Below are 11795 nucleotides of genomic sequence, written 5' to 3' on the forward strand. Positions count from 1 at the left end.
ATTATTGAAGTTATGAGTGTAAAAATTAATTTGAGATAGGAAGATCTGAATGAGTGAAAGTAAAGAATTAGTGAGGGGAACCTTTTTAATCACGCTTAGTATACTAATTACCAAAGTATTGGGCGTAGTTTATATTATTCCATTCTACGCGATTATAGGCGGAGAAGAAAATTTGGCGCCTTTCAACTATGCATATACCCCATATAACATTGCAATTGCAATTGCGACTGCTGGAGTTCCATTAGCTGCCTCGAAATATGTGTCTAAGTATAATGCTATAGGTGCATATAAAGTTAGTGAAAAGTTATATAAATCAAGCTTTATGGTAATGACAGTAACAGGATTTATAGGTTTTATTATTTTATATTTATTAGCTCCAAGTATCGCAACGATAACTTTAGCGCATGAATCAGGTGCTAAAGGTGGCTGGTCAGTAGAAAATATTACTTGGATTATTAGAATTATAAGTATGGTTGTTATTTTCATTCCTTTACTTGCTACATGGCGTGGTGTATTCCAAGGTTATAAATCAATGGGACCTACGGCAGTATCAGAAGTTATTGAGCAAATTGCACGTATCCTATTTATTCTAATAGGTAGTTACATAGTGCTTAACGTTTTTAATGGAAGTATTTTAGCAGCTAATGGTGTTGCAACGTTTGCAGCAGCGGTTGGTGCAATAGCTGGGATATTTACATTATGGTATTACTGGAGAAAACGAAAGCCTAATATACAGAAAATGGTAGATAGTGATACAACAGGTATTGATGTATCTTATGGGAAAATGTATAAAGAAATTATTTCTTATAGTATTCCATTTGTTATTGTGAGTTTAAATTTCCCACTATTTAACTTAGTCGACCAATTTACACATAATGGTGCTTTAGATATTGCAGGTGTACCGAGTCGTATGCATGACTATTTCTTCACAATATTAAATATGACCACTAATAAAATTGTGATGATTCCAACTTCTTTATCGGCTGGGTTTGCAGTAAGTTTGATTCCGTTTATTACAAAAACGTATGCAGCTGGTGAAATACAAGAAATGCATAGACAGATACGTACATCTTTAGGTGTATTAATGTTTATTACTGTACCGGCAAGTTTAGGTATTATGGCACTTGCTTTACCGATTTACACAGTTTTCTATAGTTATAATGTTGATGGAAGTAATGTTTTATTCTATTATGCACCTGTTGCGATATTGATTGCCTTGTTAAGTGTAACGGCATCTATGTTACAAGGTATTGATAAACAAAAATTAACAGTTTACGTTATTTTAGTAGCAGTCGTTATAAAAATTATTTTAAATACACCACTTATTGTTGTTTTCCATTCACAAGGTGCAGTGTTAAGTACAGCTTTAGCCTTATTATTCGCCATATCATGCAATTTTGTTATTCTGAAAAAATATGCTAAATTCAACTTTGGTGAGACTTGGTTACACTTTAGTAAGATATTCTTATATGGACTTATCATGATGATTGTCGTTGAAGCAGTATTCTTTGTTCTTAAAATATTCATCCCTGTTCAATCAAAATTTGGTTCGTTAACAATTATAATTATTAGTGTTGCAATTGGAATGCTTGTTTATGCAAGTATGACAATGAAGACAAGACTTGCCGATGAATTTTTAGGTGATATTCCAAATAAAATCAGACGTAAGTTAGGAATTGCTTCATGAGATTAGATAAGTTTTTAGCGAATATGGGAATGGGTACACGTACAGAAGTGAAGCAATTATTAAAAAAGGGTGAAGTTACAGTCAATGAAACCCAAGAAAAATCACCCAAAGCACATATTAATCCATCGGTAGATAAAGTTAAAGTTCATGAGGAAATCGTTCAATATATAGATAAAATTTATTTAATGCTAAATAAACCACAAGGCTATGTGTCAGCAACAGAAGATGATAAGCATAAGACAGTAATTGATTTAGTAGGTAAATATAGATACTTGGATGTTTTCCCTGTAGGACGACTAGACAAAGATACGGAAGGATTACTTTTAATCACTAATGATGGACAATTTAATCACGACTTAATGAGCCCGTCAAAGCACGTTTCTAAGACATATGAAGTAATTTCTGAAAAAACAATTACAAAAAATGATATAGAATTGTTTAAATCGGGTATAGCATTGGATGAAGGATTGGTGAAGCCAGCTGATTTGGTTCAATGTGATGAAGAAAGAAGATCACTTGTCACAATTTACGAAGGAAGGTATCATCAGGTTAAGCGTATGTTTCATGCTATAAACAATGAAGTGATAGCTTTGAAACGTATGAGTATTGGCGATTTACAACTGGATCAATCATTAGCGCCAGGCGAGTATCGTCAATTAACCCAAGAAGATTTCAAAAAATTAGGATTAAAATAAAGAAGAGGTGCTATTATGTCAAAAATTTTAAAAGCAGTGGTAGGAATTGGTGGAGCAGCTGCAGCAGTTGTTCTTTCTAAAAAAGAAAATAGAGATAAATTAAAAGGCGAGTATAATAAATATAAGGCTAACCCTGAATCATATAAACAAAATGCCAAAGACATCGCAAGTCAAATTAGCTCTAAGGCAGGAGAAACTTTTAACGAAGTAAAAGGTGATCCAAAAGGATATGCTTCTAAAGTAAAAGAAGATCCAAAAGGATTTATTAATAGTCAAAGAGAACACTTCAAAGGTTCAGCTAAAAAAGATGATGAACATATTGAAGAAGCAAGATTCACTGACGAGGGTGCAGCTGATCCTTCAAATAACCTTCGTGTAGTTACTGAAGAAGAATTAAAAAATAATAGTAATAAACACGAAGATAAATAATATTTCTGTTATATAGATAAATTGTAAAAGCCTAGTTCAATTTTTGAACTAGGCTTTTTGAGATTAATACAGCATTTGTAAAATACTGTATTATAGTGCTCACACTGTTTACATTAAAAAAGAAACAGTCGGAATTTTAAAATAATAGTGCCATCTCACTGTAGTTTCTTCATTACTTCATGTAAAATATTAATTACATTAGTCTTAAGAAAGAAGTTGATCTCAAATGTGGAAAGAAAAAGTGCAAGAATACGAAGATTTCATCATTGAAGATTTGAAAGGTTTATTATCAATTGAAAGTGTGAGAGATGACAGTAAAGCGTCATTAGATAACCCAGTCGGACCAGGTCCGCGTAGAGCACTAGATTATATGTATAAAATTGCGGAACGCGATGGTTTCGGGACACATGATGTGGATCACATTGCAGGAAGAATTGAAGCGGGCTCTGGAGAAGATGTATTCGGGATTCTATGTCACGTAGATGTTGTGCCAGCTGGAGATGGTTGGGAATCTAATCCTTTTGAACCAGTCATTACTGATGACAAAGTTATAGCACGAGGTACGCTGGATGATAAAGGGCCTACAATAGCGGCGTATTATGCAGTGAAAATTCTGAATGACATGAACGTCAATTGGAAAAAACGTATACATATTATAATCGGAACGGATGAAGAATCTGATTGGCTATGTACAGATCGATATTTTAAAACTGAGGAAATGCCTGCGCTTGGCTTTGCTCCGGATGCTGAATTCCCAGCAATTCATGGCGAAAAAGGAATTAGCACATTCGATGTGATTCAAAATGAAAAAGATGAAGCACAAGATGAACCAGAATACGAGTTACGTTCATTCACTTCAGGTCAACGTTATAATATGGTTCCAGATGAAGCGGTGGCTAATGTTGCAGTGAAAGAAAACATGACTGATGTCATTCAAAACTTTGAACAATTTCTTTATGAAAATCATTTAGAAGGAGAAAGTGCTGTTGATAGTGGTGTGTTAGTGCTTAAAGTTCAAGGTAAAGCAGTGCATGGTATGGACCCATCTAAAGGTGTGAATGCAGGATTATATTTATTGAATTTCTTAGCTACAATTGATTTAGATCAATCTGCAGCTAACTTCGTTAATTTCAGTGAGCGATACTTATTTAATTCTCATTTTGGAGAAAAAATGGGTATGAAATATCATACTGAGATTATGGGCGACGTTACTACAAATATTGGTATTATTTCATATAATAATAACAACGGCGGTAAATTTGGTATTAATCTGAGATATCCAGAAGGTTTTGAGTTTGAAGAAGCTATGACAAGATTTGAAAATGAAATTCAACAATTAGGGTTTTCAATGAAATTAGGGAAAAATCAAGTTCCACATTATGTAGAAAAGGATGATCCATTCGTACAAACGCTAGTTCAAGCTTATAGAAACCAAACTGGTGATGAAACTGAGCCGTATACGATTGGTGGAGGCACATATGCACGTAATTTAGATAAAGGCGTTGCATTTGGCGCAATGTTCAGCGATTCAGAAGATTTAATGCACCAAAAAAATGAGTACATTACAAAAAAACAATTATTTAATGCAACGAGTATTTATTTAGAATCATTGTATGCATTATGTGTGGAGGGATAACTATGACAAAAGTATTAATCAACGAACAATTATTAGAAGAGCATGACGCTAAGGTGCCTTATAACGATAGAGGGTACGTTTTTGGTGATGGTATATATGAATATGTAAGAATTTATGACAATCACTTATTTACTGCCAGACCTCACTTTGAAAGACTATTAAGAAGTGCCGCAGAAATTGGTTTAGATTTGAAACACGATGTGGATTCGATTATTGAGCTTGTTCAAGAATTGATTAATGCGAATGGCGTAGTTAATGGTGGTGTATATATTCAAGTTACACGTGGTGCAGCACCTCGTGATCATGCTTTCCCAACTCCATCAGTAGAAGCGAATATTATGGCGTTTACAAAATCATATGATCGTCCATATAAACAATTAGAAGAAGGTATCAATGCTGTAACTACAGAAGATGTACGTTGGTTAAGATGCGATATTAAGAGTTTGAATTTACTAGGCAATGTATTAGCAAAAGAGCTTGCAACAAAGTACAATGCTAAAGAGGCAATCCAACACCGTGGTGATATCGTAACTGAAGGATCATCTAGTAATGTTTATGTGATTAAAGATGGTGAAATCTATACACATCCAACTAATAATTACATTTTAAATGGGATTACGCGTAGAGTTATAAAATCTATAGCAGAGGAAAAACAAATACCATTCAATGAAGAAACATTTACATTAGATTTCTTAGAGAACGCAGATGAGATTATTGTTTCAAGTACTTCAATAGAAGTAACACCAGTTATTAAATTAAATGGTAATCCCGTTGGTGATGGTCAAGTAGGTCCAATTACTAAAGAATTACAAGAAGGATTTAATAGATATATTGACACGGTTAGTTCATAATTTCCATAAATGGATAGAAAATGTAACATAAATTGATGATAAATTATGTTATAATTCTTAATGAGCCGTTTAAAAGAATACCATAAAATGACGAAAGTAAAATGTGACTTTTTGTTTCTCATTTTTGGTTGAAATAGTAAGTCAAACAATATAAAATCTTTATGAGCGATGAAATTTTGAAGTGGAAAATTTCATGAAAAAGATAGAAAAATGTTAAATTTAATGGTCTGTTCTAAGGTGATTTGTGATATGCTATATAAGTTATTATAAATTGGATGGAACGGTATCTATATTATATAAAAAATGGAACTTGAACCATGGAGGGACAATGTGTATGTCATAAGACGTGAGGCTACACAATTCTGGTTGAAGTTTATAATTTTGAAATAAAATTATTATATATGGCTCTCGAAAATTGTTTTCTTGAGCCATTTTCTAATTGAAAGTGAGGTGAACGTGTTGGAGCAGTTTTATCAATTAGGATGGACGCTAGATTCAGCAGGTGGTGCATCGGGTGAAGCTTATATGGCAGAACAAGATGGACAAAAGTTATTCTTAAAGAGAAATTCAAACCCTTTTATTGCAGCGCTATCTGCTGAAGGTATTGTGCCCAAATTAGTTTGGACCAAGCGCATTGAAACCGGAGAAGTCGTAACGGCACAACATTGGAAAAATGGTAGAGAGCTTACTTTCAATGAAATGCACGAACAACGAGTCGCACATTTATTGAAAAAAATACACAATTCTAGAACATTATTAAATATGTTGAAACGTATGGAAATGGAGCCTATTACACCAGATATTTTATTAAATAAAATAAACGCTTCATTATCTAGAGAAGTTTTGACACATCATGTTGTTAGAAAAGCTTTGACTTATTTAGAAGATCATATGCCTAATTTAGATCCGCGTTTCTTTACAGTAGTTCATGGTGATGTTAATCATAACAATTGGTTATTGTCGGATCATGATGAACTATACCTAGTTGATTGGGAAGGTGCTATGATTGCTGACCCAGCAATTGATTTAGGCATGCTGCTATACAATTACGTTCCAGAGAAAAAATGGTCTCAATGGTTAGAAGTATATGGTGCAAAAGATTCCATGGACTTACAAAAAAGAATGAAATGGTATACAGTAATACAATCTATTGGCATGGTGCAATGGTATGAAGAACAGAAGCGTTACAAAGATATGAATTTATGGCTGAACTTTTTGAATGAAGTAATGAACAACAATGCGTTTATATAAGGAGTTATGAGAATGAGAATGCGTCACAAGCCTTGGGCAGAAGATTATTTAAAATCACATCCAAATATTGTAGATTTAGATGGTCGTCATGCAGGGAAAATCTCGGAATGGTTTGATAAAGACCAACCGATATACATTGAAATAGGTTCAGGCATGGGCCAATTTATTACTACACTAGCTGCGCGCAATCCTGATATTAATTTTATATCAATGGAGCGTGAAAGTAGTGTGATGATAAAAGTGTTAGATAAAGTTTTAGAACAAAATCTAACTAACATTAAATTGATTTGTAATGATGCTGCAGAACTTAATGACTACTTTGTAGATGGCGAAGTGGCACGTGTTTATTTGAATTTCTCTGATCCTTGGCCGAAGAAAAAACATACAAAACGTAGATTGACATATCACACATATTTAGCATTATATAAACAAATTTTACAAAAAGATGGAGAATTACATTTCAAAACGGACAATAGAGGTCTTTTCGCTTATAGCTTAGAGAGTATGTCACAATTTGGTATGTATTTTATTAAGATAAACTTAAATCTCCATCAAGAAGATGATGGTAGTAATATAACGACAGAATATGAAACGAAGTTTTCTGAGAAAGGTTCAAGAATCTATCGTATGGAAGCTAAATTTCATTAAAAATACTATAAAATTTGATTGATAGAACATTCGTTTCTATCAATTTTTTTTGCTTTAATTTAGATTGAAGGAGTTATATTTCATGAAAATTAATGCATATTTTAATTGTTTTGCGTCTTGCTTTAAAGTAGATAGGGTATTGTATTACTATGGTAATTAAGTAAAATTTATTGCGAGTAAAGGAGGAAATAAAATGAAATTGGGTGATTTTAAAATCCATTCTTTAAATGGTGGGATAACACAAATTGATGGCGGTGCTATGTTTGGTGTTGTACCTAAAGCGCTATGGACAAGGAAATATGAGGTGAATGATAAGAATCAAATTCCTTTGCCGACACATCCTATTCTTATACAAACGGAAGACAAGTCTATTCTAATTGATACTGGTATAGGCACTGGTAAGTTAACAGCTAAAGAACGTAAAAATTTTGGTGTCGAGTATGAATCTAAAATTGAAGAAGATTTAAAGGCTTTAGAATTAACAGTAGAGGATATAGATTATGTATTAATGACGCATTTACATTTTGACCATGCAGCTGGGTTAACAGACAATGAGGGACGTGCTATTTTTAAAAATGCTATTCACGTCATACAGCAAGATGAGTGGCATGAATTTCAAAGTCCAAACATCCGTAGTAAGTCTACATATTGGTCGAAGAATGATGGCGATTTTAAAGAAAAATTGCTTTTATTTGAAAAAGAAATAGAAATTTATCCAGGGATAAAACTTTTTCATACTGGGGGCCATAGTTATGGGCATGCAATTGTAACAATTGAAAGTGAAGGAGAAAAGGCTGTGCATATGGGAGATATCTTTCCAACGATAGCACATAGAAATCCATTATGGGTGACGGCATACGATGATTATCCGATGCAATCTATAAGAGAGAAAGAACGCTTAATACCTAATTTTATTATACAAGATTATTGGTTCTTGTATTATCATGATGTGACATACTTCGCAGTGAAATTTGATAAAGGTAATAATAAAGAAATAGAAAGTTATATTACCAGAAATTAATAAGGTTAAAGTTATGAGTGGAAGAGCATTTACAACATGATTCTAGTAAGAGATGCTATTGATATCTATTACTAGAATGGTGTTATACTCCAAAATTACTGTATAGGCCTTTTTCATTTAAAAGACACTACACATCATTTTCTCATAACTTTAACCTTATATTAATCGCATTCAATTATATCGATAATTTCCCCGGTTTTTGCATCAGCAAAAAAGTCATAATAAGTTAGTTTACCATTGTGCTGTGTGGTGATACCACCCTGGAAAACAATATTATTATTGTCTGTGGAATCTTTATAAGCTATCGTTTCATTTAATATGTAAGATCCTGCAACATTCATAAAATATGTTTTTACTTCTGATAATAATTTTTCTGGATCTTGATATCTTAGATGAGTTTGACGTTTATAAAAATAGTATATTCCAATAATTGTTGTTAGTGAAATAAATAGGATGAAAATCCAATTCTTTTTATTCAACATAACAGCATCTACCCCCAATAAAGTCATATTAATAGTTTACCATAACGAAGATGATATAATAAATATTAAGGAGTGAGCAACGTTGAATATAGACAAGAATAAAACAATATCAAGAATGAAAACATTAACAGAATTACACGGCGCACCAGGGTTTGAAGATGAAGTACAATCATATTTAAAAGCAGAAATGGAACCTTATGTAGATGAATTTGTTTATAATCGCATGGGGGGATTTTACGGAGTTAAACGTGCGAAAGTAGATAATCCTAAACGTGTAATGGTGGCTGCGCATATGGATGAAATTGGATTTATGATTACTCATATTACTAAGAATGGCATGCTACAATTTACAAATTTAGGTGGTGTAGCTACGGATATTTGGCAAGGTCAACGACTTAAGGTAAAATCACGTAAAAACGAGGAGATTGTTGGAATAGTAGCCAATATACCTAAGCATTTTAGAACTGGGAATGAAGGCGCCCCTAAAATAGAAGACTTATTATTGGATATTGGTTGTGAAAATCAAGAAGAAGTTTTAGCGCGTGGTATAAATATTGGAGATTCAATTGTTCCAGAAACGCCATTTATCCAATTATCTGAACACCGATTTGCAAGTAAAGCTTGGGACAATCGTTATGGTTGTCTAATCGGTATTGAATTATTAGAATTATTAAAAGATGTAGATTTAAACTTTGATTTGTATGTAGGTGCTAATGTTCAAGAAGAAGTAGGGTTAAGGGGAGCACGTGCCTCTGCAGAATTAATAGATCCTGATGTAGCTTTTGTTGTAGATTGTTCTCCTGCAAATGATATGAAAGGTAAACAACATCTATCTGGAGAATTAGGCAAAGGTACATTGATTAGGATAAAAGATGGCACAATGATACTGAAACCAACTTTTAGAGATTATTTGCTAGACTTAGCCAATCAATTTGAAATATCTCATCAATATTATATATCGCCAGGCGGCACCGATGGCGGAGAAATTCATAAAGCGAATATTGGCATACCCACTGCGGTTATTGGTGTATGTGCACGTTACATCCACAGTACAAATGCAGTGTTTGATATGAGAGATTACACAGCTGCTAGACAACTATTAACACAATCTGTCACACATTTGAATGAAGACAAAATCAAAGCATTACAATATAAATAATTTAGGAGTGATTAGAATGAAACAATTAGAAAATGCCCAACAATTTGATGAGTTAAAAAAAGAACAAACGGTATTTTTATTTACTGCAGATTGGTGTCCTGATTGTAAAGTCATCGAACCCGATTTACCACAATTAGAAAGTAAATATACAAATTATAAATTTATATCTGTAGATAGAGATAAATTTATAGATATTTGTATAGATTATGACATTATGGGTATACCTAGTTTCTTAGTATTTAAAGATGATAAACAAATTGGTAGTTATATTGGAAAAGAGCGCAAATCTATTGAACAAATTGATGAATTTTTAGCTTCATTGTAAATAAAAACAGCCAAAATCATTTAAAATGAATTATACAAATATATACCCTTAGAACTTACTTTTTTTCTGTTCCTAAGGGTATATTTATTGTAAACTGTAATAAGGCACGTAAATAGGAGTGTTAAAGATGAATGTCTTTCAAATGAGAGATAAATTAAAAGATCGATTGAGTCATTTAAATGTGAAGTTTAGCTTTAATCGTGAAGAAGAAACGCTGCGTATTTCTAGAGTGGATAATGGTGAAGGTGTTACTGTTAAACTTTCTACAATAGTAGCTAAATATAATAATCAAAAAGAAAAAATAGTAGATGAAATAGTCTATTATGTTGAAGAAGCAATTGAACAAATGAAAGGAGACACACTGTCAGGTATAGATGATATTCAGATTATGCCGGTACTTAGGTCTCCGAGTTTTGATAAAAAAGATAAAAATGGTAATAAATTTGTGATTGAGAGGCATACTGCTGAAACCAATATATATTATGCAGTTGATTTAGGTAAATCATACCGTTTAGTTGATGAACAAATGCTTGAACAAATGAAATTAACCAAGCAACAATTAAAAGAAATGGCTTTATTTAACATTAGAAAGCTAGAAAATAAATATACAACAGATGAAGTGAAAGGAAATATATTTTATTTCGTCAATTCAAATGATGGTTATGATGCAAGTAGAATTTTGAACACGACTTTTTTAAATGAAATCCAAGACCAATGTGAAGGTGAAATGCTGGTAGCTGTGCCGCACCAAGATGTATTGATTATTGCAGATATTCGCAATAAAACAGGCTACGATGTAATGGCTCACCTAACAATGGAATTCTTTACAAAAGGTTTAGTTCCTATTACTTCATTATCACTTGGCTATGACAAGGGTCATTTTGAGCCTATATTTATATTAGGTAAAAATAATAAGCAAAAAAGAGATCCTAATGTAATACAAAGATTAGAAGCAACACGAAAAAAATACGAAAATAAAGATAAAGATTAAGGAGATTAATAACCATGAATTTATTTTATAATAAAGAAGCAGTGGGAGATGTAGCATTTTTACAAATTGAAACTATTAATGGTGAGTTCAATTACGAAACAAGAGGCGATGTAGTTGAAATAAAACACGAAAACAAAGTAGTGGGCTATAATATTTTCAATGCATCTAAAAAAGCTGATATTGTTGGAAATGGTCATATCAAACTAACTGAAGTATTAGTTGAAGCATTGCAAAAAGCTATCAAAAATGATGGGTTTACTTTTGAATTAAATGCAGACTTCTCTCCTAAGTTTGTAGTAGGTTATGTTGAAACTAAGGAAAAACATCCTGACGCAGACAAATTAAGTGTATTGCGTATAGATGTGGGCAACGAACAATTACAAATTGTATGTGGCGCTCCAAATATTGAAGCAGGACAAAAAGTTGTAGTGGCAAAAGTAGGGGCAGTGATGCCAAGTGGAATGGTTATTAAAGATGCAGAGCTTAGAGGTGTGCCATCAAGTGGAATGGTTTGTTCAATGAAAGAATTAAATTTACCTGATGCACCACAAGAAAAAGGTATCATGGTCTTAACAGATGATTACACTGTAGGACAAGCATTTTTTGAAGAATAAAAGGAG

General features: G+C 32.7%; 13 protein-coding genes. 12 read left to right on the plus strand and 1 reads right to left on the minus strand.

Features of this window, described 5'->3' with window-relative positions:
- Positions 1–49 precede the first annotated feature (49 nt).
- The 8 genes from PYW31_RS05575 (at position 50) to PYW31_RS05610 (ending at position 8218) form a co-directional block, all read left to right on the plus strand.
- The gene (locus PYW31_RS05575; protein WP_046836742.1) at positions 50–1687 is read left to right on the plus strand and encodes a putative polysaccharide biosynthesis protein; all 1638 of its coding nucleotides are present in this window, start codon (positions 50–52) and stop codon (positions 1685–1687) included.
- Positions 1684–2382, plus strand: a complete 699-nt coding sequence (locus tag PYW31_RS05580) for a pseudouridine synthase (protein WP_046836741.1) — start codon at positions 1684–1686, stop codon at positions 2380–2382. Before PYW31_RS05575 ends, PYW31_RS05580 begins: the two co-directional genes overlap by 4 nt.
- Before the next feature lie 15 nt (positions 2383–2397).
- Positions 2398–2811 (plus strand): YtxH domain-containing protein, encoded by a 414-nt coding sequence (locus PYW31_RS05585; protein ID WP_046836740.1) that lies wholly within the window; start codon positions 2398–2400, stop codon positions 2809–2811.
- Positions 2812–3037: 226 nt separating this feature from the next.
- On the plus strand, positions 3038–4447 hold the full coding sequence (pepV, locus tag PYW31_RS05590) for a dipeptidase PepV (protein ID WP_046836739.1): 1410 nt from the start codon (positions 3038–3040) through the stop codon (positions 4445–4447).
- 2 nt (positions 4448–4449) lie between these two features.
- On the plus strand, positions 4450–5298 hold the full coding sequence (dat, locus tag PYW31_RS05595) for a D-amino-acid transaminase (protein ID WP_046836738.1): 849 nt from the start codon (positions 4450–4452) through the stop codon (positions 5296–5298).
- Positions 5299–5757: 459 nt separating this feature from the next.
- Positions 5758–6549, plus strand: a complete 792-nt coding sequence (locus PYW31_RS05600) for a phosphotransferase family protein (protein WP_046836737.1) — start codon at positions 5758–5760, stop codon at positions 6547–6549.
- A 12-nt stretch (positions 6550–6561) separates the two neighbouring features.
- On the plus strand, positions 6562–7197 hold the full coding sequence (trmB, locus tag PYW31_RS05605; RefSeq protein WP_046836736.1) for a tRNA (guanosine(46)-N7)-methyltransferase TrmB: 636 nt from the start codon (positions 6562–6564) through the stop codon (positions 7195–7197).
- A 193-nt stretch (positions 7198–7390) separates the two neighbouring features.
- Positions 7391–8218, plus strand: coding sequence for a YtnP family quorum-quenching lactonase (locus PYW31_RS05610; protein WP_046836735.1), 828 nt, complete (start codon positions 7391–7393; stop codon positions 8216–8218).
- Between the two features lie 161 nt (positions 8219–8379).
- On the opposite strand, the gene PYW31_RS05615 is transcribed toward PYW31_RS05610, so the two are convergent.
- The gene (locus PYW31_RS05615) at positions 8380–8700 is read right to left on the minus strand and encodes a hypothetical protein (protein ID WP_046836734.1); all 321 of its coding nucleotides are present in this window, start codon (positions 8698–8700) and stop codon (positions 8380–8382) included.
- Between the two features lie 82 nt (positions 8701–8782).
- Here PYW31_RS05615 and PYW31_RS05620 point away from each other — a divergent pair, with 82 nt between their 5' ends.
- The 4 genes from PYW31_RS05620 to ytpR all read left to right on the plus strand — a co-directional run bounded on the left by PYW31_RS05620 (position 8783) and on the right by ytpR (position 11789).
- Positions 8783–9859: a M42 family metallopeptidase gene (locus tag PYW31_RS05620; RefSeq protein WP_046836733.1), complete on the plus strand. Its 1077-nt coding sequence runs from the start codon at positions 8783–8785 to the stop codon at positions 9857–9859.
- A 16-nt stretch (positions 9860–9875) separates the two neighbouring features.
- Positions 9876–10184 (plus strand): thioredoxin family protein, encoded by a 309-nt coding sequence (locus tag PYW31_RS05625; RefSeq protein ID WP_046836732.1) that lies wholly within the window; start codon positions 9876–9878, stop codon positions 10182–10184.
- 127 nt (positions 10185–10311) lie between these two features.
- Positions 10312–11175 carry a DUF1444 domain-containing protein gene (locus PYW31_RS05630; protein ID WP_046836731.1) on the plus strand — a complete coding sequence of 288 codons (864 nt, stop codon included), beginning with the start codon at positions 10312–10314 and terminating at the stop codon, positions 11173–11175.
- A gap of 14 nt (positions 11176–11189) precedes the next feature.
- The gene (gene ytpR, locus PYW31_RS05635) at positions 11190–11789 is read left to right on the plus strand and encodes a YtpR family tRNA-binding protein (protein ID WP_046836730.1); all 600 of its coding nucleotides are present in this window, start codon (positions 11190–11192) and stop codon (positions 11787–11789) included.
- The last annotated feature ends 6 nt before the right edge of the window (positions 11790–11795 follow it).

This window comes from Staphylococcus succinus, from assembly GCF_029024945.1.
Taxonomy (GTDB): domain Bacteria; phylum Bacillota; class Bacilli; order Staphylococcales; family Staphylococcaceae; genus Staphylococcus; species Staphylococcus succinus.